Origin of the sequence: Kocuria kalidii (assembly GCF_044462225.1) — a bacterium.
GTDB classification, from domain to species: domain Bacteria; phylum Actinomycetota; class Actinomycetes; order Actinomycetales; family Micrococcaceae; genus Kocuria; species Kocuria kalidii.
Genome location: NZ_JBISWJ010000073.1, coordinates 1 through 21,685, shown reverse-complemented (window position 1 = coordinate 21,685; position 21,685 = coordinate 1). Strand labels below are relative to the sequence as shown.

Sequence of the window (21,685 nt, the reverse complement as noted above, 5' to 3'; positions counted from 1 at the left end):
TAGAGAAAACCGTTAGCGAAGGAAAGTCTTACCTAATTCGTCCGACATGCGGGACCGCCGGTTCGTCGTGCCGTCGGGGGACCGCAGCGGCGGGACGGTGACGGCCCGGTCGTCGACGAGCAGGGTGGGGGTGGTCCCCGCCGTGACCGTGACCGACACCGGGGTCCCCACCGGGTGGCGCACGCTGTGGGGCTGCCAGGAGCGCAGCGTGCGCCCGGAGGCGAGCCGGACGTGGTGCAGCACGAACGCGCCGTGGTACTCGACCGCGCTGACCCGCACGGGGGAGCCCGGGTCCGGTTTCAGCGCCACCTCGTGGGGCCGCAGGACGACGTCGACGTCGACGTCGCTGTCCGCCCACCCCGGCACGGTGGAGACGATGCCGATCTCGCAGGTGAGCAGGGCACGGTGGACGCGTGCGGGCAGGAAGTCCGCGTCCCCCATGAAGGAGGCCACGAACCGGGTGGCGGGGTGCTCGAAGACCTGCTCCGGGGTGTCGGCCTGCTCGATCACCCCGTCGTGCATCACCACCACGCGGTGGCCCACCGACAGGGCCTCGGTCTGGTCGTGGGTGACCAGCACCGCGGTGGTGCCGGTCTCGCGCAGCGTGGCCACGGTGTCCCGGCGCACCTGTGCGCGCAGCGACTCGTCGAGACTCGAGAACGGCTCGTCGAGGAGCACCACGGCGGGGCGGGGGGCCAGCGCCCGGGCCAGCGCCACGCGCTGCTGCTCGCCGCCGGAGAGCTCGTGGGGATAGCGGTGCGCGAGGTGTCCCAGCCGCACGAGCTCGAGGACCTCGCCCACGCGGGTCCGCCGCTCGGCGCGCGGGAGCCGGTCCAGGCCGAAGGCCACGTTCTTCGCGACGGTCAGGTGCGGGAACAGGGCGTGGTCCTGGAAGACCAGTCCCACCCGCCGCCGCTCGGGCTCCTGGAACCGGCGCCGGTCCGCCACCACGTCCCCGGCGATGCGGATGGTGCCCTCGTCCGGCCGCTCGAGACCCGCCACGAGGCGCAGCGTGGTGGACTTGCCGCAGCCGGAGGGGCCGATGAGCGTCACCAGCTCGCCGGGCGGGACCGTCAGCTCCAGTCCGCTGACGCCCACGGAGGACCCGTAGTGCTTGCCCAGCCCGTCGAGGACGAGGGCGGGCACGGTGTCCCGGCCGCCGGACGCGGTCCGCGGGCTCGTGGTCCGCACGGTCATCGGGGCACCTCTCCGTGGTGGTCCGCTCGGTGGGCCTGCCGGACGAGGACGAACACGGGCACGACCGCCGCCGCCACGATCACCAGCGCCGGCAGGGCCGCCTTCTCCCAGAAGTTCTCGCGCGCCAGCTCGTAGACCCACACGGAGGTCGTGGTGAAGCCGAACGGGCGCAGGAGCAGCACGATCGGAAGCTCCTTGACGGCGTCGATCACCACGAGGACGAGGGCCGTGGCGACCCCCGGCCGGGCGATGGGCAGGTGCACCCGGGTGAGGACCCGCAGCGGGGACGCCCCGAGGCTCTGCGCGGAGAAGGTGACGGCGGGGGAGATCTTGGCCAGACTCGCGTCCACGGCCTGGTAGGCCGGGGCGAGGAAGCGGATCACGTAGGCGTAGAGGATGCCCAGCACCGAGCCCGTCACCAGCAGCCCCGTGCCCCCGGGCACGCCGGCCCGTTCGAGCGCGGTGTCCAGCCCCGCGAAGGCGATGAGGACGCCGATGCCCACCACGGCACCGGGCACGGCGTAGCCGAAGGTCGTGAGCTGCGCCGCGGAGGCGACCACCGGGCCGCCGCCCATCCGCACCCCGTGCGCGACGGCGAGCGAGAGCGCCACGCAGGCCACGGCGGCGATCCCGGCGACCACGAGGCTGTTGCCGAGGTACTGCGCGAAGCGCGGGTCCGAGAGGGAGTCGGGGTTGCCGAGAGCCTCCCCGACGGCCCACACGAGCAGCTGCAGCACGGGCACGATGAACCCGGCGGAGAGGGCGGAGAGGGCCAGCAGCGTGGCGCCCCAGGCGCGCCAGCCGGTGAGCCGCCGCGGCTGCAGGCCCTGCCCGCGGCCGCCCCGCTGGTGGAACCGGGCCCGTCCCCGGAGCAGCCGCTCGCCGGTCAGCACGGCCACGGCGAACAGCAGCACGAGCACGGCCAGCTGGGTGGCGGAGTGGAAGTCGAAGGTGCCCTTCCACACCAGGTAGACGCCCACGGAGACCGTCTGCACGTTGAAGTATTGCACCGTGGCGAAGTCGGTGAGCGTCTCCATCATCACGAGCGCCAGTCCCGCCGCGAGGGAGGGCCGGGCCAGGGGGACCAGGACCCGCCGGAGTGCGCGACCCCGGCCGGCGCCCAGGGTCCGCGCGGCGTCGTAGGTCCCGGTCGTCTGCTCGACCAGCGCGGAGCGCGCCAGGAGGTAGACGTACGGGTAGAGCGTCAGGGACATCACGAGCACCGCGGCCGGCAGCGAGCGGACCTCGGGCACCCACACGTCCGGCCCCAGGACGGAGCGCAGGGCCCCCTGGACCGGCCCGGCCACGTCGAAGACGGACAGGAACACGAAGCCGAGGATGTAGGCCGGCATGGCCAGCGGCAGCACCAGCAGCCAGACCAGGACGTCCCGCAGGGGAAAGCGGAAGGCGGTCACGAGCCACGCGAGTCCGCCGCCCACCACGAGGGTGCCCGCGCCCACGCCCAGCATCAGCAGGAGCGTGGTGAGCACCATCCGGCCCAGGCCGCGCGGCGGGGTCGTGGTGCCCAGGCTGCCCAGGCCGTCCACGACCACCGCCAGGACCGGGGTGGCCACCACCACGGCCACGAGGACGACGAGCACCGACCACGCCGGGCGCCCGGAGCCGGGCGCCCGGCGTGGTCGGCGGGCCGGTGTCCTCGTGTCCGCGAGGACGGCGGGTTCGGTCACTGGTATCCGGCTTCGGCCAGCAGGTCGACGGCCTCCGCGTTGAGGTCCCCGTAGGCCTCGGCGTTCAGGGGCATGCGCTCGAACTCGCCGAAGGCCGCGATCGTGGGCGCGGGCTCCACCGCGGGGTTGACCGGGAACTCGTGGTTGGCGTCCACGAACGCGTTCTGCCCGTCGGTCGCGAGCCACTCGATGAGCCTCTGGGCGTCCTCGGCGTTGTCGGAGCCCTCGACCACGCCGGCCCCGGAGATGTTCACGTGCGTGCCGGCGCCGTCCTGGCTGGCCCAGAAGAGGTCGACGCCCAGGTCGGGGTTCTCCTCGAGGGTCCGCGCGAGGTAGTAGTGGTTGTTGATCCCCACGTCGCACGTCCCGGCGTCGATGGCCTCGAGGAGCAGGATGTCGTTGCTCATGATCTGCACGTCGTTGTCCACCCACCCCTCGACGATCTCGAGGGCCCGCTCCCGGCCGTGCAGGTCGATCAGGCTCGCCACGAGGGACTGGGTGTAGGCCGAGGTGGCGTCCCGCATGCACAGCCGGCCCTGCCACTTCGGGTCGGCCAGCCCCGCGTAGGTCTCCTCGGTGTCGAACTCCGCGGTGTCCACGTTGTCGGGGTTGTAGGTCACGGTGCGTGCGCGCATCGCCAGCCCGTACCACCGGCCCTGGGGGTCGCGCAGGTCCTCGGGGACCGCCTCGTCGAGGGCCGCGGAGTCCAGCGCGGCCAGCTCGTCCTGCCGGGCGGCGTTCCAGAGGTTGCCCGCGTCCACGGTCATGAACACGTCCGCCGGGCTGTCCTCGCCCTCCGCCTTGAGCCGCTCGAGGAGCTCGGCGTCGTCGCCCGTGATGAACTCGACGCTGATGCCGGTCTCGTCGGTGAACTCGCCGAACGCGCCCTCGAGGTCGTAGTGCCGCGCCGAGTAGATCTGCAGGTCGGCGGGCTGCTCGCCCAGACCGAGCGTGCCGCAGCCCGTGACCACCGCCGTCAGCGCGGTCAGGATGCCGGTGGTGGCGTACAGGGAACGACGACGCATCGAGGCCTCTTCCTGAGGGTGCGGCGGTCGGAGGACCGCACGGCGATCATTTGACAAGAAAAGCGTAACCTAATGGGAATCGTCCTCGTGCCGTCCCCGGGGCCCGGGCAGCCCGGCAACCCGGCGGCGAGCGGCTCCCGGGAGGAGCCGGCCCGGCGGTCCGGGACCCGGCGACGGTCCGCGGCCCGGAATAGTGCTCCGCGACGTGTCGTTGAACCGGTGGGACCGTCCGCCCGGACGACTCCCGACATCCGCCCGCCGTGAAAGGACCCGCGTGGCTCCCGAGCCCGAGTACTACCGCCCCGTCCCGCTGAACAACGACCCCGGCCGCGCCGGGTACGCCCGAGCACCCTACGGGCAGCCGTCCGGGGGCGGCCGCGGGGCCCCCGCCGGACCGCCCGTGGTGAACGTGGTGGGCGGGAAGTCCGTGGTCCTCGCCTACGTCCTGTGGTTCTTCCTCGGCTGGCTGGGCATCCACAAGTTCTACCTGCGCCAGCCGATCTGGGGCCTGATCTACCTGTTCCTCGGCGGCCTCGGCTGGACCCTGGCGGGGATCGGCGTCGGGATCCTGTTCCTCATCCCGTGGGCGTTCCTGATGCTGCTGGACATTGTCACCATGCCGTTCCGGACGGCGTACGTGAATGCCACCATCGCGCGCAGCGCCTACCGGTACTGAGTCCGGTACCGGAGCACGCCGTTCCGCCCGCCCGCCCGGGTGTAGTAGTGTTGGGAGGTCTGTGTGCCCGCCGCCCGACGTGCGGCGCCGGCGCGCGGACGACGCTACAAGAACCTCCTGCTGCGGAAGGACCGCAGCCGCTCAGCCCGAAGGAGGTGGGTTCGAACATGCGTGAGTACGAACTGATGGTGATCATCAACCCCGAGGTCGAGGATCGTGCCGTGGAGCCGACTCTCAAGAAGTTCCTCGATGTCGTCACCAAGGACAACGGGACCGTCGACAACGTCGACATCTGGGGCCGTCGTCGCCTCGCCTACGAGATCCAGAAGAAGACCGAGGGCATCTACGCGGTGGTCCGCTTCACCGCGACCCCGCAGACCACCCAGGAGCTCGACCGCGTCCTGAACCTCAACGAGGCCATCATGCGCACCAAGATCATCCGCCCGGAAGAGCAGAAGATCTCGGCCGAGTAGGGACCTCACGGACCGATCGCCGAGGGTGCCCGTGAAGGGGCCTTCGGTGAGATGCTTCCAGAGATCCCAGCACGTCCCGCACGACCGCGACAATCCTCGACCCGGGAGGTCCACATGGCTGGTGACACCGTCATCACCGTAATCGGCAACCTGACCGCCGACCCCGAGCTGCGCTTCACCCCGTCGGGTGCGGCCGTGGCCAACTTCACCGTTGCGTCCACGCCCCGCACCTTCGACCGCCAGTCCAACGAGTGGAAGGACGGGGAGACCCTGTTCCTGCGCTGCTCTGTGTGGCGCGAGGCGGCCGAGAACGTGGCGGAGTCCCTGCAGAAGGGCATGCGCGTCATCGTCCAGGGTCGGCTCAAGTCGCGGTCCTACGAGACCAAGGAAGGCGAGCGTCGCACCGTCACCGAGCTCGACGTCGATGAGGTCGGTCCCTCGCTGCGCTACGCGTCGGCGAAGGTCAACCGCAACGCCCGCTCCGGCGGGCAGGGCGGTGGCGGCTTCGGCGGCGGCGGCGGCGGCCAGCAGGGTGGCGGCTTCGGCGCCGCTGCCCCGGCCGGCGGCGGATTCGGGGGCGACTCCGGCTTCGGCGGCGGCGGCCAGCAGGGCGGCGGCGGCTTCGGCCAGGGCGGCCGCTCCGGCGGCGGGCGCCAGTCCGCGCCGCAGGCCGCGCCCCAGGGCGATCCCTGGAGCCAGTCCTCCGGCGGGAACTACGACTGGGGCAGCGGCCAGGACGACGAGCCGCCCTTCTAGACCTTCCGCACCATTCCCATCCACCCCATCCCGCGGTGACAAGCCGCGGGCTCCACTCGAACAACAAGGAGCACCACGATGGCCAAGGCTGAACTCCGTAAGCCCAAACCAAAGCAGAACCCGCTCAAGGCTGCCAAAGTCACTGAGATCGACTACAAGGACGTTGCGCTGCTGCGCAAGTTCATCTCCGATCGCGGCAAGATCCGCGCCCGCCGCGTCACCGGTGTGACCGTGCAGGAGCAGCGCAAGATCGCCCTGGCGATCAAGAACGCCCGCGAGGTCGCGCTGCTGCCCTACTCCGGCCCCGGCCGCTGATCAGAGAGGACAGACACTCATGGCAAAGATCATCCTGACGACCGAGGTCACGGGTCTCGGCGCTGCCGGTGACGTGGTCGAGGTCAAGAACGGGTACGCCCGCAACTACCTCTTCCCGCGCGGCTTCGCGACCCCGTGGTCTCGCGGCGGCGAGAAGCAGATCGAGAGCATCAAGGCCGCCCGTGCCGCGCGCGAGGTCGCCTCGCTCGAGGACGCCCAGGCCCTGGCGCAGAAGCTGACCTCGGCCACCGTGACCATCCCGGTCAAGGCCGGCTCCGAGGGCCGTCTCTTCGGCACCGTCAAGGCCGAGGACGTCGCCAAGGCCGTCGAGGCCGCCGGCCTCGGCGCCGTGGACAAGCGCAAGGTCGAGCTGAACCAGCACATCAAGACCACCGGTGTGTACCAGGCCTCCGTGCGCCTGCACGAGGACGTCAACGCGAACGTCGAGTTCGAGGTCGTCCCCGCCTGATCGGTCTCGCAGTACACGAGGAAGGGCCCCCGCGGTGCGCCGCGGGGGCCCTTCCCGCGTTCCCGGCCTCCGCCGCGCGCCCCCGGGGCCCACGGGTCCGGTCAGCGGGGACGGTCAGCGGGGACGGTCAGCGGGGACGGACGGCCTCGACGACGACGTCGAGCGCGGTCTCGCCGGTGCGCACCTGCTCGGCGCGCAGCAGGTCCAGGCCCTTGCCCTCGAGCACGGCGACGGTCTCCTGCACGGTCGGCCGGGGCACGGTCGGTGGCGGCCCGACGACGCTGGCGGGTGCGTGCGTGATCCACAGCAGCCGGCCCCCGGGGACCAGCCACTCCGCGGCACGGCGCAGCAGGGAGAGGTCGACCTGGACGTACGCGGCGACGATCAGGTCGAACCGCGGGGGCACCACGTCGGGTCCGGAGCGCTGCTCCTGCTCGGGGGCCCAGGTCCGCAGGTCCGCGATCAGGGCGCGCCCCGGCAGATCGTGCTCCGCCAGGGCGTCGTTGATGGTCCGCACGGCGCTGGGGGAGAAGTCCACGGCCGTGGGGTCGTAGCCGGCGCTCGCCAGGGCCAGGGTGTGACGGCCGGAGCCCGCGCCGAGGTCGAGGGCGGTCGGTGGACCGCCCGCGCGCTCCCCGGCCGCCCGGTCCAGGAGGGCCGCGACCTCGGGGTGGGGCAGGGGGCCGTCGGGGGAGGGCGCGCCGGAGGCGTACCGGTCCTCCCACATGCTCTGGTCGTCGTCCACGGGGATCTCCTCGGCGGGTCGGGCGTTCCAGGGACTGCGCGGGGCGGTGCGGCGGTGCCGTCGGACTGCCCGGGTGACAATGGGTGCATGCCGTCCCTGATCTCCCGCGTCACTCCGTCCGCCCTGTACTGGTTCGGCGTGGGGTGCCTGCTCTTCACCGTACTGGCTTTTGTCGTGGCGTTCCTGGGCGGGAACTCCGGAGGGCCCGAGACCTCCATGGCGTTCTTCGTGCTCGGGTTCGTCGCGGCGGCCGTGGGGGCGACCGTGACGGCGGTCGTGGCCCTCGCGGGGGCGATCGGCTTCGCGTCCGCCCGGGTCCGCTTCCTGGTGCTGCTGCTCCTGTCCGTGCTCTGCCACCCGCTGCTGTGGCTGGCGCTGATCACGTCGGTGGCGTGATCCCTCCGCCGGGCTCCCCGCGCAGGGCTCCCCAGGGTGCCCTGCGGCGTGTCGTGCGCTCCCCGGGAGGGGCGCCGACCTGCACCGGAACCGGCGGTCGACACGCCGGTGCTGTGGACGGCACCGGCGTCCTCCGGACCCGCCCTGCACAGGGTGTGCACCAAGGTTCCTCCAGGTCAGAGGCACATTGGCCTCTGCCTGTGCATAACTTTCCACAGGGTTGCCCCCAACCTGTGCACAGCCGTCCCCGGCGTTTTCCACGGGTTGTCCACAGGGTGGAAAACTTTCCTCCCTGGTAGTGTGCTCCGGCTCCGTGCGCATCGGGGCGCGGACGGCGGGCTAGGCTCGGAGGACCTGCCGGCCCGGTGGCCGGGCTCTGCGCGAAAGGAACGTCGGATGTCCGCACGCACTCGCGTGGCACTGGCGCTGGGCAGCGGCGGCGCCCGCGGCTACGCGCACATCGGCGCCATCCAGGTCCTGGAGGAGCGGGGCTACGAGATCGTCACCGTCGCGGGCAGCTCCATGGGGGCGCTCGTGGGCGGGCTGCACGCCGCCGGTCAGCTGGAGGCGTACGCGCAGTGGGTGGAGGGGCTGAACCAGCGCGACGTGCTCCGGCTGCTGGACCCGTCCCCCTCGGCGCCCGGGGCGATCCGTGCGGCGAAGATCATGGCCAAGGTGCGCGAGCTGCTCGACGGCGCGCTCATCGAGGACCTGCCCATCCCCTTCACCGCCGTGGCCACGGACCTGCTCGCCCGCAAGGAGGTCTGGTTCCAGGAGGGCCCGGTGGACGTGGCCGTGCGCGCGTCGATCGCCCTGCCCAGCATCATCACCCCGGTCATGCTCAACGGCCGGCTCCTCGCGGACGGCGGGATCATGAACCCTGTGCCCATCGCCGCGACCGTCGCCACCCGCGCGGACGTGACCGTGGCGATCTCCCTGTCCGGTGGGCTGCAGTCCGGCGAGGGGCGGGTGCCCGCCCACGAGACGGCCGCCGTGCGTCCCGCCGAGGAGTGGTCCGAGCGGTTCCGGCGCGGCGCCTCCCAGCTCCTGGACCGGGAGCTGACGCGCAACGTCCTGGAGCGCGTCGCGGAGACGCGCGCCCGCAGTGTCCCGCTCCGGCTCCCGCGCCCGGTCGGGGCGGCTCCGGCGGACGCCCTCGAGGATGCCGCGGGAACCGGGGTGGAGGAGGTCGCCGAGGACGTGTTCGGTGCCCTGCCGGTCGGGCTGCGCACGCTGGACGTCATGCAGCTCTCCCTCGAGGTGCTGCAGTCCATGGTGCTGCGCTACCGCCTGGCCGGCTATCCGCCGGACCTGCTCGTCACCGTGCCGAAGCGCGCGGGGCGGCTGCTGGACTTCCACCGCGCCGGGGAGCTCGTCGAGCTGGGGCGGCGGATGACCGAGGAGGCCATCGACCGCGCCGACGAGTTCCCGCCGGCGCGGCCGGGCCCGGAGGCCTAGTCCGCCTGGATGATCTCGTCCAGGTCGGCCTCGTTCTCGATCACGTCGTACTTCAGCATCAGCTCGGCGAGCGTCTCGATCTCGTCGCGGTCGACCTCCGCGTCGAACTCCTCGAGCCGGAGGTCGGCGGCGACCTCCTCCGGCATGTTGAGGAAGCTCACGATCGTCTCGCGCACGCGGTCGGGGTTCTCCTGCGCGAACTGGAGGGCCTCCTCCATCGCGGCGTCGTAGTTCTCGAGGACCTCCGGGTTCTCCTCGGCGAACGTCGCGCTGCTGAAGGTCACCATGGTGTCGAGGCCCGGGACCGTGTACTGGTAGTTGTAGCCGACCAGCTCGGTCTGCTCGCCGTTGATCAGCTGGGTCAGGAACGGCTCCGGGACCCAGGCGGCGTCGATCTCCCCGCGCTCCAGCTGGGCCGGCATGTCCTGGAAGGGCATCTCCACGAAGTTCACCTCGTCGGGGTTGCCCCCGTCCTGGCTCACGGCCTCCTTGATGGTCAGGTCACCCTGGCCGTTGATGGTGTTCACCGCGACGCGCTTGCCGGCGAGGTCGGCCCAGGACTCGATGCCCGCGTCCTGGTTGGCGGCGACACCCGTGATGTCCTCGCCCTCGGGCATCGAGCTGCTGAAGCCGCTGAGGATCGTCATGTCGAGACCCTGGTCCTTGGCGAGGATGACCGAGAGGGGGTTGCCCACGCCGACGTCCATGGACCCGCCCGAGACGGCCGGGAGCATGGCCGCGCCGCCCTGGGCGGTCTCGAGCGTGACGTCCAGGCCGTGCTCCTCGAAGATGCCCTCGTCGAGGGCCAGCTGCACGGGCGCGGACGGGGCGATGGGGATGACGCCGATGGTGAGGGGCTGCAGCTCCTCGCCGCCCCCGCCGCCCCCGGCGGGGGTCTCCTCGCCACCGCAGGCGGTCAGGGCGAACATCAGGACGGTTCCGGCGGCGGCTGCTCTGGCGAACGGGTGCTTCATGGTGGTCCTCTTCCTCGGGTCGGTCCTGCCGGCGCCCGGCGCCGGCGCCTCCGGTGTGACGTGCCTCACGCACAGCGGTGTCCTCACCGTAGAACCAACCGTTGTGTTCGTCAATGGTTGTCGGACTGAATTGTTGGGCTGTCCCCGGAAGAGCGGCGCGGGACGTCACCGGTCGCGCAGCAGCGCCTCCACGGTGCGCGCCAGGTCCAGCAGCACGGCGTCGTCGCCCGGTCCCGCCGCCAGCTCCAGACCCACGGGCAGACCCTCCGCGGTGCGTCCGGCGGGGATGCTGATCCCGGGCGTGCCGATGATCCCGGCGAGGTCGGAGTGCCGGGTGAAGGTGTCGAACGTGGGCACGCGGCGGCCGTTGAGCTCCACGGTCTCGTCGTCGCCGAGGGGACGGGCGGTCAGCGGGCACGTCGGCTGCACCAGCGCCGCGACTCCCTGGGCCCGGACCGCCCCGGTGTACAGCCGCAGGGCGAGCCGGCGCTCCTCCTGGGCCGCGCGGTACTCGTCGTCGGCGGCCCGGAACACCTGCGCCAGCTCCCAGATCCGCCGCACGTCGGGACTGCCGAGCCCGTCCTCCACCTCGTCGAGCGTGCGCCCCGTGCCGCGCTCCTCCAGGTACGCCTGCAGGTCGGGGAGGAACTCGTGCAGGGCGATCGTCATGCCGGCCGTGGCGGCCAGCTCGCGGGCCGGCCGGAGGTCGACGCCCACGAGCTCCGCACCGGCCGCCTCCAGCGCTCGCAGGGCCGCGCCGAAGACCGTGTCCACGCCCGGCTCCAGGTCCTCGAGGAACAGCTCGGGCACACCCAGCCGGACGCCGTGCAGCGGGCCGGGGCCCTCGTCGTCGAACTCCACGTGCCGCGCGCCGGGCACGCCGAGCGGGTGCTCCCCGGCGAGCAGGGCGTCCAGCAGCACGACGTCGTCCACGGTCCGGGCCATGGGGCCGAGCGTGTCCCGCGAGTGGGCGATCGGCAGGACGCCCCGTGACGGATAGCGGCCCAGCGTGGGCCGGAACCCCACGACCCCGCACAGGGCGGCGGGGATGCGCGCGGAGCCGCCCGTGTCCGCGGCGACCGCCGCCGGGACCAGGCCCACCGCCACGGCCACCGCGGAGCCCCCGCTGCTGCCGCCGGGACTCAGCGCCGGGTCCGCGGGGTGGCGCACCGGGCCGTACGAGCCGTTGTTGGAGGTGATGCCGAAGGACAGCTCGTGCAGGTTGGTCTTCAGGGCGAGCAGTGCCCCGGCCTCCCGCAGACGGGCCACCGCGGCGGCGTCCCGGACCACCGTGTCGTGCTCGAGCGCCCGCGTCCCACCGGTGGTGGGGAACCCGGCGACGTCCACGATGTCCTTGACCGCCAGCGGGATCCCGGCCAGCGGGCCCCGCGTCTCCCGGCGGTCCAGCGCGTGGGCGAAGGCCCGCAGCAGCTCCGGGTCCGCGCTGATCACCGCGCCCAGACGCTCGGCCGTGGGCAGGCGCTCCAGCAGGGCGTCGACGTGCTCCGCGTGCGTGATCCGACCCGCCGCCAGCTCCGCCCGGGTGGTCCGGAGGTCCCAGGAACAGGGACCGCTGAGGTCTGTGCTGAGCGTCATGGTCCATGGTGTCCACGGACCGGCCCGGGCGGCAACCGGTGTCCGCGGTCGGTGCGAGAATGGGGAGGCTGCCCGACAGGCCGGGGCGGCGTCGTCGTCGTGCGTCCGTGCCCCCGCGCGGTCGCTGGGGAGAGGTGTGCACGTGTCGGAGCATTCGTCCGGGAGCGATCGGGAGTACGGCCGGACCCCGCCGCAGGACAACGTCGCGGAGCAGTCCGTGCTCGGCGGGATGATGCTGTCCAAGGACGCGATCGCGGACGTCGTGGAGGTCCTGCGCGGCGTCGACTTCTACAAGCCCGCCCACGAGTCCATCTACGAGGCCGTGATCTCCCTGTACGGGCGCGGTGAGCCCGCCGACGCGATCACGGTGGCGGACGAGCTGACCAAGCGCGGCGAGATCGAGCGCGTCGGCGGCCCCGCGTATCTGCACACCCTCATCTCCTCCGTTCCCACGGCGGCCAACGCGGGCTTCTACGCCGAGATCGTGCGCGAGCGCGGCGTGCTGCGCCGGCTGGTGGAGGCCGGCACCAAGATCGTGCAGCTGGGCTACAGCTCCGACGGCGAGGTCGACGACATCGTCAACGCCGCCCAGGCCGAGATCTACCAGGTGGCCGAGCGCCGCTCCTCCGAGGACTACACGGTGCTCAAGGAGGTCATCGAGTCCACGGTCGACGAGATCGAGGCCGCCGGCTCCCGCGGCGAGGGCATGCGCGGCGTGCCGACCGGCTTCATCGAGCTCGACGAGCTGACCCAGGGCTTCCAGGGCGGCCAGATGATCGTCATCGCGGCCCGGCCGGCGATGGGCAAGGCGCTCGCCCTGGACACCGCGATCCCGACTCCCACGGGGTGGACGACCATGGGTGACGTCCAGGTGGGGCACGAGGTCATCGCCGCGGACGGCACGCCGTCCCGCGTGGTCGCCGCCACCGAGGTCATGACCGACCGGCCCTGCTACCGGGTGGGCTTCGACGACGGTTCGGAGATCGTCGCGGACGAGCAGCACCAGTGGCTGACCTCCACCGACGACTCCTCCTCGGTGCGGACCACCGAGGAGATCCTGGCCTCCATGCTGGTGGGAGAGCAGCACGTCGTCGTCAACGCTCCCGCCCTCGACCGCCCTGACGCTGCCTACGTGGCCGGAGGGCGACGACGAATCGTGACGATCGAGCCGATCGAGTCGGTGCCTGTGCGGTGCATCGAGATCGACCACCCGTCGCACCTGTACCTGGCCGGCCGGACGTTCATCCCCACGCACAACTCGACCCTGGCCCTCGACGTCGCCCGCTCCGCGGCGATCAAGCACAACCAGACCACGGTGATCTTCTCGCTCGAGATGAGCCGCAACGAGATCGCCATGCGCCTGCTCTCGGCCGAGGCCACGCTGAACATGCAGGACCTGCGCAAGGGCCGGCTGCAGGACGAGCAGTGGGCCAAGATCGCCACCACGATGGGCAAGATGGACTCCGCCCCGCTGTTCATCGACGACTCCCCGAACATGTCCCTGATGGAGATCCGGGCGAAGTGCCGCCGGCTCAAGCAGAAGCACGACCTCAAGCTCGTGGTGCTCGACTACCTCCAGCTGATGAGCTCGGGCAAGAAGGTCGAGTCGCGCCAGCAGGAGGTCTCGGAGTTCTCCCGTGCCCTCAAGCTGCTGGCCAAGGAGCTGGAGGTCCCGGTCATCGCGCTGTCGCAGCTGAACCGTGGCTCGGAGCAGCGTCAGGACAAGAAGCCGATGGTCTCGGACCTTCGCGAGAGTGGATCGATCGAGCAGGATGCGGACATGGTGATCCTGTTGCACCGCGACGACGTGTACGACAAGGAGTCGCCGCGCGCCGGCGAGGCCGACGTGATCGTGGCGAAGCACCGCAACGGACCCACCAAGACGATCGTGGTGGCGTTCCAGGGCCACTACTCCCGGTTCGCGAACATGGCGCACGAGGGTCTGTAGACCCCGCCCCACGACGCCCGGGGTCCGTGCCGCGACGCGGGCGGGGAGCCTCGATGCGGTGGCGTCCGCCCGCTGCGTCGCAGCGCAGGGGCCCACCGTCCGCATTCTTGCGCTGCCGTAAGGCCGAGGAGTGGGAATGCACCAGCACTCCCACTCCTCGAGACCCGTTGTGGCGAGCGTTCGGGCCCGGCACCGGGATCAGTGGCCGGTGCCCGGCCCGGTGCAGGGTCCTACTGGCTCTGGTCCCCGATGGTGATGGCGATCTTGCCGCGCACGTGTCCGTCGATGCTGCTGCGGAAGGCGTCGGCCGCACGCTCCAGCGGGAAGGTCTCGGCGAGAACGGGCTTCACGCTCCCGGCTTCGACGAGTTCGGTGAGCGCCAGCAGGTCGGCAGGGTTCGGGCGGACGAAGATGTAGCGGCCGCCCTTCTCCTTCACCTCGGCGTCGGCCACGGAGGCCACCCGCCCGAGGGTCTTCAGGTGCTCGAGGGATGCCACCCAGTCCTCGCCTCCGACGAAGTCGACGACGGCATCGAGCCCCTCGGGCGCAGCCTCGGCGATGCGCTCGGCGATCCCCGCGCCGTAGGTCAGCGGCTCGGCGCCGAGTGAGCGCAGGAGCTCGTGGTTCTTCTCGGACGCGGTCGCCAGGACGCGGGCCCCCCAGGCCCTGGCGATCTGGATGGCGTAGGTGCCCACGCCGCCGGCTCCGTTGTGCACGAGGACGGTGTCGCCCTCGGTCACGCCGACCGCCTCCAGTGACTGGTAGGCCGTGAGCCCCACGAGCGGGATGGTGGCTGCCTCGGCCCAGGACACGTTGCGCGGTTTCCGGGCGAGGGCCCGCACCGGAGCGGCGACCTGCTCGGCGAAGGTGCCCAGCCCCACGGTGTCCATGCGGACGTAGCCGATCACCTCGTCGCCGGCCTGGAACTCGGTCACCGAGGGACCCGGCTCCACGACGACGCCGGCCACGTCCCATCCCGGAATCACCGGGAAGTTGGTGGGCAGGACGGCGTCGAGGTAACCGGCGGTGATCTTCCAGTCGACCGGGTTGACCGACGATGCCCGCACGTCGACGAGCACGGAGTCCGGACCCACCTTCGGGTCGGGCCGTTCGCCGTACTGGAGAACGTCGGGATCGCCGTACGTGTCGTAGAACACTGCCTGCATGGTGCTCCTTCTCAGGATCGATCGCCCCGGAAGCCGGGGCCTGTCGTCTTCCAGTGACGGCAACCGGCACGTTCCGGTGCCTATTCCACCCGCCAGCGTGTCGCTGCACTCGGGACGCGTGCCACCGGCGTCCCGGGAGGAGGCCTCGGCGGATGTTGGGCCTTGCCTCCCGCCTGCTGGGCCTTGCCTCCCGTCTGATGGGCGAACGGTCTGCAGACCAGTGTGCAGTGCGTCTCGTCACGGCCTGTCCCCAGGAGCCCACGATGTCCTCCCGCAACCCTCCCCTGTCGCGGCGCACGGTGCTCGGCGGTCTCGCCGCGGCCGGGGCTGTTCCTCTGCTGACGCCGGCCGGTGCTGCCTCAGCGAGCGGGGTTGCGGCGCCGTTGCGCTCCGACGCGCGGACCAAGGTGGTTGTTCTGGGCACCAGCGGCGGTCCGGGCTGGGGCACCACCGAGCCGCAGGGCCGAGGTATCGCCAGCGCACTGGTCGTCGGTGACCGCTACTACCTGGTCGACACCGGCGAGGGCGTCGGGTTCCGGCTGATGGATGCCAAGCTGGGGAACTGGCAGGCCCGGGCCGCGCTGAGTGATCTGCGGGCCGTCTTCCTCACCCATCTGCACTCGGACCACATCAAGGACCTGTCGAACATCCTCAGCCTGGGCGCCGACAACGGTCTGGTAGCCGCGGACCGCCCGGTCCCGGTGTGGGGGCCGGGCAACCGCGGGGTCCTGCCGCCGAAGACCGGTGCCCACCCGATGCCGCCCGTCACGGCCCCGGACAATCCCACTCCGGGCACTCGGATGGCACGGGGAGCCGATGTGCTGGTGCACGAGGTGATCGCCACCGAGTGGGCGGCCCAGCGCTACCCGGAGCCCCGCAGTCCTGAGGACGAGGCCGCGTTCCAGCACCTCATCAAGTCCCACACCCCCGTCGAAGAGGTCGGCGTCATCGCGGAGGAGGCCGGCGTTCCGACGCCGGTGCTCAACCACGTCGTCCCCGGCAGCTGGCCGCTCGAGAAGTGGCAGGTGGCTCAGCAGGGGTACAGCGGCCGGCTGGTCGTCGGGGCCGATCTGGACGAGATCGGTCTCAAGGTGCGCAGCGGTCGGCACGTATGTCCCTCCGGTGCCTACGAGGTGTCGGTCGGGCTTGCACGGATCCCCTGAAACCGCCCAGAGCCTTGTGAGACACCTCGCTCGTGAGACGTCCGTGACGTGCTGGGGAGCGAGCGTCATCAGCCGGTGGAGGTGCCGGTCGCGATCCGGTACCGGATGGCAAGTGCGCTCAGCCAGGTCATTCCGGTGCCGACCGTGAGCCGCTGGAGGAGTCCCCCGACCGGGGCGAGTGCCGGCGCCTGAGCAAAGGCAGCACTGGTCAGGGCGAGACCGGCGAGCATGATCACGGCGGTGGCGCCGGAGTACAGCGCCCAGCAGTGGCATCGGTGGCGCGCAGAGGCGCGCGCCCAGATCAGGGCTGCGGCGGGGATGCCCAGGAAGACGGGGACCGCGGCGACATCGTGCATCAGGGCTTCGGGGCCGCTGTATCCGGACAGGACGTGGGCAGTGCCCGGCGGGTAGCCGCTGACGGGGTCGGTGATGAAGATCCCCGCGCCGATCTGCCCGGCCCCCGCGGCGGCGACCAGCAGGATCCCGGTGAGAGGCGCGCAGCGGCGACCCTGGGTGCGGACCAGGCCGGCGGCGAAGGCCAGGTACATCATGCCGTTGAGGCAGAAACTGGCCTGTTGCACCCATCCGCCCGGGCCCAGTGCCAGGGAGCTCACCGGGTGACGCATCGGGTCGTAGTCAGCTCGGACGGCGCCGGTGACCAGAAAGGTGGCGATGAACACCGGCCCCGCCGCCGCCCCGCACCCCAGGAGGATCCGATTCAACGGTTGTGGCCTCGAAGCGGTCGCCCCGAGGCCAGCAGGGGGGCGGGTCATCACAGATCTTCGAGGCGGCGGCGAATGGTTGAGCGATCCACATTCAGCCGGTCCAGCAGCACCGCCGCCGGATCCGGTGCTTGCAGCTGAAGCAGCCCGAGCAGGACATGGTGGACGCCCAATCGACGCCCGGTGGCATGCGTGCGCAGGCCCGTGAACACCGCTCGGGCCGCCGGGGTGAGTTTCACCCGGTCCTTCTCGTTGCCGGCGAGCACGGGTGGTCCTGGCGGCAGGGACAGGCCGATGGCCGCCAGGGCCTGTCGATCCAGGGATGCCAGGGTCTCGCGTGCCGTGGCCAGGTCGACGCCCAGGGCACGTGCCGTCGGAGAGTCCGGGTCAGTGAGCATGGCCAGCACCAGGTGCTCGGTGCCCACCCGGCGATCGCCTCGCCGCAGGGCCTCGGTGTTGGCGGCCAGGTAGACCGCACCCATGCCGACGCGGCGACTGTCTGTTGCTGTGCTCATCACGGAACTCCTCGTCTGCCGTACTTGGCGTGGACGGACTGACGGGTGATGCCCAGGGCGTCCCCGATCTGTTGCCAGGACCAGCCCTGAAGGCGGGCCTGCATCACCTGGTCGGCCTCGACCTGTTCGGCCAGACGGCGCAGTGCCAGCACGGCCCGCAATCCCTCGGCCGGGTCCTCGGCGGCCAATGCGGCAGCCATCTGCTCCTGATCCATGGTGTCAGTTTGAACTGACACGTCGACCACGTCAACCCGGCAGATGAGCATGGGGGGGCTGATCGGGTCCGCCCGAGTGTCGACGCGGCAGCAGGACGCTGACCGTCAAACGGCTGACCTCCTGGCCGCCGGTCTGCGGCGCGATGACATCTACGTGGACAGTGGAGTGTCCGGAGCGCATGCCTCGCGTCCGCAGTTCGACAGAGCGGTGCCTGCCTGGGAGGAGGGTGACACCTTGGTCGTCACCACGCTGGACCGGCCGGGGCGGTCGACGCAGAACATGCTGGTCTTCGCCGAGGCGCTGCGGGGGAGAGGTGCCGGGCTGCGGGTGCTGAACCTCGGTGGGGGAGACGTGGACACCGCCGCCCCGATGGGCTCGATGGTCTTCACCGTCATGGCCGCCCTGGCGCAGATGGAGCTGGAGAACGAGCGGGAGCGGATCACCGACTCGGTGGCCACGCGCCGGGCCGCCGGCAAGGACCTCGGGGGGCGACACCACACCTTCACCGACTCCCAGGTCCGCAGGGCCCTGCGGCTCATCGTGGCCGGGGAGCCGGCGACCCAGGTGGCCCGGGACATGGGGATGTCGCGGGCCACCTTGTACCGGCGCCTCCGGGAGCCGCCTCAGCCGACGGATCCGAGACGGTCATGGGCAAAGGCTCGTGATGCATCAGGTGCCCGCAGGGAACACCGGGAGGGCATGAGGTGCTGGCAGTAGCATCGGTGACAGCCGAGAACGCATTTCAGGAGGTGTCGTGATGGACCGTTCCCGCCCGGAGTGCTGGTTGACGGACATGGACGGTGTGCTCGTCCATGAGGAGCAGGCCCTGCCGGGTGCTGCGGACTTCCTGCAGCGCCTCGTCGACCAGGAACGCCGGTTCCTGGTGCTGACCAACAACTCGATCTACACCCCCCGAGACCTAACCGCCCGACTGGCCGAGAGCGGCCTGACCGTGCCCGAGGAGTCGATCTGGACCTCGGCACTGGCCACCGCCGGGTTCCTCGCCGACCAGGTCCCTGGTGGCTCGGCGTACGTGGTCGGTGAGGCGGGTCTGACCACCGCGCTGTACGACGTGGGCTACACCCTCACCGATGTCAGCCCCGACTACGTGGTCCTGGGGGAGACCCGGACGTACTCCTTCGAGGCCATCACCAGGGCGATCCGGCTGATCGAGTCCGGCTCTCGTTTCATCGCGACCAACCCTGACGCCACCGGGCCCTCAGCGGAGGGGCCGCTGCCGGCGACCGGGGCGGTTGCGGCTCTGATCACCCGGGCCACCGGGGCCCGCCCGTACTTCGTCGGCAAGCCCAACCCGATGATGTTCCGCAGCGCGATGAACCGGATCGAGGCCCACTCCGAGAGCACGGTGATGATCGGTGACCGGATGGACACCGACGTCGTCGCGGGCATCGAAGCCGGGCTCGAGACGATCCTGGTGCTGAGCGGGTCCACCCAGGTCGCGGACATCACCAAGTATCCGTACCGCCCCGGACGAGTCCTGGACTCGATCGCCGACGTCATCGACCTCATCTGAGCCCGGCGGCAGATTCCTCCAGCTGTGGCCCGTCCTGATCCAGCACACCGCACGAGGGGATGACCGCGATGAGCGGCACCTCACCCACCCGTGGAGAGATCCACGACGAGCTCGACCGTTCTCGGACGGACTTCCACGCCCTCGTGGCAACAGCGACGCCAGCGGATCTGCGCCGGCCCTCGTCCGGCACCCGGCCCTTCCACACCATCGACTACCACAGCGACCGCGGGGCCGCACGCATGAGCCACGGTCCGCGGTTGATCCGGTGGTTCGACCGCACCCTCGACGTCCTGCGGACCCAGCTCGAGGCCGAGCCCGCGGCCGCACTGGCCTGCGGGATGCACGTGCCCGTGTCCTGGGACCCGTACTTCCGGGACTGGACGAGCCTGGCCGAGATCTACCACGACGGCACCCGGCACTACTACCACCACCGACAGCAGCTGACCCTCGGTCGGCCATCACGAGGAGACCCCTGATGAGCTCGGTCTTGCGGTCGGGGTGGCTCAGCCGGCGTCCTGCGTTCTGGGCGGGAACACCAGTTCAGGATCGGCACAGCTGATGCTGATGGGGCCATGAGCAAGGAGGGAACGCGAACTCGGTCCCCTCCGCTGTGCACATGGCGGAATGGCGGCCATCAAGCCAGCTCAGGTTGTCACTGACGAATGCAGCAGTCCCGCCAGGCTCTTTGGGGTGGGACTCAGCCGATGACGGTCAGGGCCGAGGGTGCGGATTCGATGCGCACCGTGGTGTGGGACGGGACGGAGCGGACCTCGCCGTCGAGCTGGTAGGGCATCGGCTTGAGGGCGGTGAACTCGTAGCGGGCCACACTGGGCTGATCTCCCAGCCCGGTGGTGGCCGCGCGGGCGGCCTTGAGCAGCACCTTCCACTTTGCGGTGTGCGGGGAGAGGATCACCTCGAACTTCCCGTCGGCCGGACGGTCCTCGGCTTCACTGAGGGTGGCGTACTTGGCCATCTGGGCGATGTTGGCGAAGACGAGACTGTCGATCTCGGCCCGGGTGCCGTCGGTGTGCTCGATCCGGAAGGGCCGGAAGCGCGCGAAGGTCCGCACGACCGAGACCGCCTCCTTCCAGGCCCCTTTGTTGCCCTTGTCGATGTCGATGGCCACCACCGGGGTCAGCCCGAAACCGATGTAGGAGTGGGCGTGGACGGCCTGGGCACCCGGGTGGTTCTCGGTGGTGAGGCGGAGCAGGTCCATGTCCCGCACCTGGCCTTCGGCGATGGCCTGCGCCAGGGGCTGGCGGGCGGTCGTGCGGTGGTGGTCGTTGGCGTTGCCGGCGGGGAGCACCGCGCACACGGCGTCGGTGGTCCCGGCGGCCATGACCCCGTTGACGACCTCGTGGTAGCCCCCGTCACCGCTGACCGAGACCACCAGGGCGTTCGGTGTGCCGGCCGCCTCTCGGGCCAGGTCCACGGCGTGCCCGGCGTAGGCGGTGGGCAGCATCCGGATCTCCGGGCTGTAGGGCAGGCCTTGGGCCAGTTGTTCGCGCAGCTGCGCAGCCAGTTCCGGGGCGTTCCCGGTGCTGTGCGGATTGAAGATCACACAGATGGCGTCGAACCTGCGGATAGCCGGATCAGTGGTGTCGGTGGGGTCTGTGGTGTGGGTGGTGTTCATGTGGGCCTGTCGGTGAGGATTCGAGCGGGGTCATGCGCTTTCATGCGGTGTCGCGGGCGTCCAGCTCAGCGGCCAGCTCGACGCTCCGGTCCATGGTGGCCGGATGGGGTCCGGCCGGGTCGGTGAGGTAGTCGTGGTCGAGCTGGCGGGTGATCCGGGAGTGCAGCACCTGCAGGTCCGCCATGCCGAGTGCGGTCAGGTCTTCCGGGAAGTCCTCCGCGGCGTCCAGGCGGCTGCCCGGTGTCCTTGTGGGTGCGGGGGCCATGGGTGCGGGGGCCATGGGTGCGGTCAGGGCAGGTGCTACCAGGGTGGGGGCGGTCTGCTCGTGGGCTGTGGAGTGCTGGTGGCGCCCGGTGTGGTCAGCGGCGGTGGTGGTCATGAGAGCTCCTGTGGGCCGGGGTCGGGCGTCGACGTGCTCGGGGTGCTGGGTGCGGTGGGGTGGAGCTGGGCGGCGAGGCCGCCCAGCAGGATGGTGATGCCCTGATCGAGCTCGCCGGCGCCGTCGTAGTCGGCCAGCTCCGGGGCCAGGGCCCGCAGCCGGGGGAAGGAACGGGCGGGCAGCCGGTGCAGGCCCAGGCGCAGCAGGTCCTCGTTCTCCTCCGCGTCCACGACGATCTCCTGGAGCTCGTTGAGGATGTGGCCGTAGAGGAACCCGTAGTAGGCCCGGTAGACGTGCAGGGCATCGGCCGGGGCGAATCCGGCGTCGATGAGCAGGGCCAGGATGTTCTCCAGGGGGCGCAGGGTGCCCAGCGGGCGCAGTCCCAGCGGGGTGGACAGCGGCCGGGTGACCAGCAGCGGCACCACGTGCGGGTGGGCCAGGGCCAGGGCGCGGACGTCGTGGGCGGTGGCGCGCAGCTGGTCCTGCCAGTCGTCGCCGTCGGTGGGGATGACGAGCTGGTCCAGCACCCGTTCCGTGATCCCGTCGAGGAGGTCCGCCCGGTTCTTCGCGTAGCGGTACAGGGCCATGGGGTCCCGGTCCAGTTCGGCGCCCAGCCGGCGCATGGAGAGGGCCTCCAGGCC

Annotated in this window: 24 protein-coding genes and 1 pseudogene; 12 read left to right on the top strand and 13 right to left on the bottom strand. The window is 71.3% G+C overall.

From position 1 onward, the window contains the following. Window positions 1–12 precede the first annotated feature (12 nt). From ACH9D3_RS10275 to ACH9D3_RS10265, 3 genes are read right to left on the bottom strand one after another with little or no spacing between them, the layout of a single operon-like run. Complete coding sequence (locus ACH9D3_RS10275) at window positions 13–1,197, bottom strand: ATP-binding cassette domain-containing protein (RefSeq protein ID WP_396410827.1); 1,185 nt, start codon at window positions 1,195–1,197, stop codon at window positions 13–15. After that, on the bottom strand, window positions 1,194–2,885 hold the full coding sequence (locus tag ACH9D3_RS10270; protein WP_396400004.1) for an ABC transporter permease: 1,692 nt from the start codon (window positions 2,883–2,885) through the stop codon (window positions 1,194–1,196). Before ACH9D3_RS10270 ends, ACH9D3_RS10275 begins: the two co-directional genes overlap by 4 nt. Next, window positions 2,882–3,910, bottom strand: coding sequence for an extracellular solute-binding protein (locus tag ACH9D3_RS10265; protein WP_396400003.1), 1,029 nt, complete (start codon window positions 3,908–3,910; stop codon window positions 2,882–2,884). Before ACH9D3_RS10265 ends, ACH9D3_RS10270 begins: the two co-directional genes overlap by 4 nt. Window positions 3,911–4,184: 274 nt before the next feature. Between ACH9D3_RS10265 and ACH9D3_RS10260 the strand changes: the two genes are divergently transcribed. The 5 genes from ACH9D3_RS10260 to rplI all read left to right on the top strand — a co-directional run bounded on the left by ACH9D3_RS10260 (window position 4,185) and on the right by rplI (window position 6,599). Beyond that, on the top strand, window positions 4,185–4,586 hold the full coding sequence (locus ACH9D3_RS10260) for an NINE protein (protein WP_396410826.1): 402 nt from the start codon (window positions 4,185–4,187) through the stop codon (window positions 4,584–4,586). Between the two features lie 167 nt (window positions 4,587–4,753). Continuing rightward, window positions 4,754–5,059, top strand: a complete 306-nt coding sequence (gene rpsF, locus ACH9D3_RS10255; protein WP_058873271.1) for a 30S ribosomal protein S6 — start codon at window positions 4,754–4,756, stop codon at window positions 5,057–5,059. A 114-nt stretch (window positions 5,060–5,173) separates the two neighbouring features. Continuing rightward, window positions 5,174–5,815 (top strand): single-stranded DNA-binding protein, encoded by a 642-nt coding sequence (locus ACH9D3_RS10250; protein WP_396400000.1) that lies wholly within the window; start codon window positions 5,174–5,176, stop codon window positions 5,813–5,815. 78 nt (window positions 5,816–5,893) lie between these two features. Continuing rightward, a complete protein-coding gene (gene rpsR / locus ACH9D3_RS10245; RefSeq protein ID WP_396399998.1) occupies window positions 5,894–6,130 on the top strand; it encodes a 30S ribosomal protein S18 in 237 nt (78 codons plus the stop codon). 19 nt (window positions 6,131–6,149) lie between these two features. Continuing rightward, window positions 6,150–6,599, top strand: a complete 450-nt coding sequence (gene rplI / locus ACH9D3_RS10240; RefSeq protein ID WP_298587300.1) for a 50S ribosomal protein L9 — start codon at window positions 6,150–6,152, stop codon at window positions 6,597–6,599. Window positions 6,600–6,726: 127 nt separating this feature from the next. Here rplI and ACH9D3_RS10235 read toward each other — a convergent pair whose 3' ends face one another. After that, window positions 6,727–7,344 carry a methyltransferase domain-containing protein gene (locus tag ACH9D3_RS10235; protein ID WP_396410825.1) on the bottom strand — a complete coding sequence of 206 codons (618 nt, stop codon included), beginning with the start codon at window positions 7,342–7,344 and terminating at the stop codon, window positions 6,727–6,729. An 87-nt stretch (window positions 7,345–7,431) separates the two neighbouring features. On the opposite strand from ACH9D3_RS10235, the gene ACH9D3_RS10230 reads away from it, so the two are divergent. Both ACH9D3_RS10230 and ACH9D3_RS10225 read left to right on the top strand, forming a co-directional pair. Continuing rightward, window positions 7,432–7,740: a hypothetical protein gene (locus ACH9D3_RS10230; protein WP_396399995.1), complete on the top strand. Its 309-nt coding sequence runs from the start codon at window positions 7,432–7,434 to the stop codon at window positions 7,738–7,740. A gap of 396 nt (window positions 7,741–8,136) precedes the next feature. Further along, complete coding sequence (locus ACH9D3_RS10225) at window positions 8,137–9,198, top strand: patatin-like phospholipase family protein (RefSeq protein WP_396410824.1); 1,062 nt, start codon at window positions 8,137–8,139, stop codon at window positions 9,196–9,198. Here ACH9D3_RS10225 and ACH9D3_RS10220 read toward each other — a convergent pair. Continuing rightward, window positions 9,195–10,172 carry an ABC transporter substrate-binding protein gene (locus ACH9D3_RS10220; RefSeq protein WP_396410823.1) on the bottom strand — a complete coding sequence of 326 codons (978 nt, stop codon included), beginning with the start codon at window positions 10,170–10,172 and terminating at the stop codon, window positions 9,195–9,197. The two genes, ACH9D3_RS10225 and ACH9D3_RS10220, sit on opposite strands and share 4 nt — an antisense overlap. Window positions 10,173–10,337: 165 nt before the next feature. Continuing rightward, complete coding sequence (locus tag ACH9D3_RS10215; RefSeq protein WP_396410822.1) at window positions 10,338–11,768, bottom strand: amidase family protein; 1,431 nt, start codon at window positions 11,766–11,768, stop codon at window positions 10,338–10,340. Between the two features lie 142 nt (window positions 11,769–11,910). On the opposite strand from ACH9D3_RS10215, the gene dnaB reads away from it, so the two are divergent. Continuing rightward, window positions 11,911–13,716 carry a replicative DNA helicase gene (gene dnaB, locus ACH9D3_RS10210; protein ID WP_396399988.1) on the top strand — a complete coding sequence of 602 codons (1,806 nt, stop codon included), beginning with the start codon at window positions 11,911–11,913 and terminating at the stop codon, window positions 13,714–13,716. Between the two features lie 230 nt (window positions 13,717–13,946). Here the strand turns inward: dnaB and ACH9D3_RS10205 are convergent, their stop codons facing one another. Continuing rightward, the gene (locus tag ACH9D3_RS10205) at window positions 13,947–14,882 is read right to left on the bottom strand and encodes an alcohol dehydrogenase catalytic domain-containing protein (protein WP_396410821.1); all 936 of its coding nucleotides are present in this window, start codon (window positions 14,880–14,882) and stop codon (window positions 13,947–13,949) included. A 152-nt stretch (window positions 14,883–15,034) separates the two neighbouring features. On the opposite strand from ACH9D3_RS10205, the gene ACH9D3_RS10200 reads away from it, so the two are divergent. Further along, on the top strand, window positions 15,035–16,045 hold the full coding sequence (locus ACH9D3_RS10200) for an MBL fold metallo-hydrolase (protein ID WP_396410820.1): 1,011 nt from the start codon (window positions 15,035–15,037) through the stop codon (window positions 16,043–16,045). 68 nt (window positions 16,046–16,113) lie between these two features. Here the strand turns inward: ACH9D3_RS10200 and ACH9D3_RS10195 are convergent, their stop codons facing one another. Genes ACH9D3_RS10195 through ACH9D3_RS10185 form a run of 3 tightly spaced genes read right to left on the bottom strand, consistent with a single transcriptional unit; the run spans window position 16,114 to window position 17,497 of the window. Next, window positions 16,114–16,818 (bottom strand): DUF998 domain-containing protein, encoded by a 705-nt coding sequence (locus tag ACH9D3_RS10195; RefSeq protein ID WP_396410819.1) that lies wholly within the window; start codon window positions 16,816–16,818, stop codon window positions 16,114–16,116. After that, window positions 16,818–17,282, bottom strand: a complete 465-nt coding sequence (locus ACH9D3_RS10190; RefSeq protein ID WP_396410818.1) for a Clp protease N-terminal domain-containing protein — start codon at window positions 17,280–17,282, stop codon at window positions 16,818–16,820. Before ACH9D3_RS10190 ends, ACH9D3_RS10195 begins: the two co-directional genes overlap by 1 nt. Further along, window positions 17,282–17,497, bottom strand: coding sequence for an RNA polymerase subunit sigma-70 (locus ACH9D3_RS10185; protein ID WP_396399980.1), 216 nt, complete (start codon window positions 17,495–17,497; stop codon window positions 17,282–17,284). Before ACH9D3_RS10185 ends, ACH9D3_RS10190 begins: the two co-directional genes overlap by 1 nt. Before the next feature lie 49 nt (window positions 17,498–17,546). Here ACH9D3_RS10185 and ACH9D3_RS10180 point away from each other — a divergent pair. The 3 genes and pseudogenes from ACH9D3_RS10180 to ACH9D3_RS10170 form a co-directional block, all read left to right on the top strand. After that, window positions 17,547–18,116, top strand: a pseudogene (locus ACH9D3_RS10180) (recombinase family protein); the annotation flags it as partial. A gap of 139 nt (window positions 18,117–18,255) precedes the next feature. Further along, window positions 18,256–19,032 (top strand): HAD-IIA family hydrolase, encoded by a 777-nt coding sequence (locus tag ACH9D3_RS10175; protein ID WP_396410847.1) that lies wholly within the window; start codon window positions 18,256–18,258, stop codon window positions 19,030–19,032. A 68-nt stretch (window positions 19,033–19,100) separates the two neighbouring features. Continuing rightward, entirely contained in the window at window positions 19,101–19,508 is a 408-nt protein-coding gene (locus ACH9D3_RS10170; protein ID WP_396410817.1) for a DinB family protein, read from the top strand. Window positions 19,509–19,729: 221 nt separating this feature from the next. On the opposite strand, the gene ACH9D3_RS10165 is transcribed toward ACH9D3_RS10170, so the two are convergent. The 3 genes from ACH9D3_RS10165 to ACH9D3_RS10155 all read right to left on the bottom strand — a co-directional run. Continuing rightward, window positions 19,730–20,665 carry a diacylglycerol kinase family protein gene (locus ACH9D3_RS10165; RefSeq protein WP_396410816.1) on the bottom strand — a complete coding sequence of 312 codons (936 nt, stop codon included), beginning with the start codon at window positions 20,663–20,665 and terminating at the stop codon, window positions 19,730–19,732. A 40-nt stretch (window positions 20,666–20,705) separates the two neighbouring features. Further along, entirely contained in the window at window positions 20,706–21,044 is a 339-nt protein-coding gene (locus ACH9D3_RS10160) for a hypothetical protein (protein ID WP_396410815.1), read from the bottom strand. Continuing rightward, a partial coding sequence (locus tag ACH9D3_RS10155) for a TetR/AcrR family transcriptional regulator C-terminal domain-containing protein (protein WP_396410814.1) occupies window positions 21,041–21,685 on the bottom strand: 645 nt, incomplete at its 5' end. The genes ACH9D3_RS10155 and ACH9D3_RS10160, both read right to left, overlap by 4 nt.

Coding starts and splice junctions, on each gene's coding strand:
- ACH9D3_RS10170 (WP_396410817.1), top strand. CDS start 19,101: ATGAGCGGCACCTCACCCACCCGTGGAGAGATCCACGACGAGCTCGAC.
- ACH9D3_RS10165 (WP_396410816.1), bottom strand. CDS start 20,665: ATGAACACCACCCACACCACAGACCCCACCGACACCACTGATCCGGCT.
- ACH9D3_RS10265 (WP_396400003.1), bottom strand. CDS start 3,910: ATGCGTCGTCGTTCCCTGTACGCCACCACCGGCATCCTGACCGCGCTG.
- ACH9D3_RS10190 (WP_396410818.1), bottom strand. CDS start 17,282: ATGAGCACAGCAACAGACAGTCGCCGCGTCGGCATGGGTGCGGTCTAC.
- ACH9D3_RS10195 (WP_396410819.1), bottom strand. CDS start 16,818: ATGACCCGCCCCCCTGCTGGCCTCGGGGCGACCGCTTCGAGGCCACAA.
- ACH9D3_RS10220 (WP_396410823.1), bottom strand. CDS start 10,172: ATGAAGCACCCGTTCGCCAGAGCAGCCGCCGCCGGAACCGTCCTGATG.
- ACH9D3_RS10185 (WP_396399980.1), bottom strand. CDS start 17,497: ATGGATCAGGAGCAGATGGCTGCCGCATTGGCCGCCGAGGACCCGGCC.
- ACH9D3_RS10175 (WP_396410847.1), top strand. CDS start 18,256: ATGGACCGTTCCCGCCCGGAGTGCTGGTTGACGGACATGGACGGTGTG.
- ACH9D3_RS10160 (WP_396410815.1), bottom strand. CDS start 21,044: ATGACCACCACCGCCGCTGACCACACCGGGCGCCACCAGCACTCCACA.
- ACH9D3_RS10250 (WP_396400000.1), top strand. CDS start 5,174: ATGGCTGGTGACACCGTCATCACCGTAATCGGCAACCTGACCGCCGAC.
- rplI (WP_298587300.1), top strand. CDS start 6,150: ATGGCAAAGATCATCCTGACGACCGAGGTCACGGGTCTCGGCGCTGCC.
- ACH9D3_RS10215 (WP_396410822.1), bottom strand. CDS start 11,768: ATGACGCTCAGCACAGACCTCAGCGGTCCCTGTTCCTGGGACCTCCGG.
- ACH9D3_RS10205 (WP_396410821.1), bottom strand. CDS start 14,882: ATGCAGGCAGTGTTCTACGACACGTACGGCGATCCCGACGTTCTCCAG.
- ACH9D3_RS10230 (WP_396399995.1), top strand. CDS start 7,432: ATGCCGTCCCTGATCTCCCGCGTCACTCCGTCCGCCCTGTACTGGTTC.
- rpsF (WP_058873271.1), top strand. CDS start 4,754: ATGCGTGAGTACGAACTGATGGTGATCATCAACCCCGAGGTCGAGGAT.
- ACH9D3_RS10225 (WP_396410824.1), top strand. CDS start 8,137: ATGTCCGCACGCACTCGCGTGGCACTGGCGCTGGGCAGCGGCGGCGCC.
- ACH9D3_RS10200 (WP_396410820.1), top strand. CDS start 15,035: ATGTTGGGCCTTGCCTCCCGCCTGCTGGGCCTTGCCTCCCGTCTGATG.
- ACH9D3_RS10275 (WP_396410827.1), bottom strand. CDS start 1,197: ATGACCGTGCGGACCACGAGCCCGCGGACCGCGTCCGGCGGCCGGGAC.
- rpsR (WP_396399998.1), top strand. CDS start 5,894: ATGGCCAAGGCTGAACTCCGTAAGCCCAAACCAAAGCAGAACCCGCTC.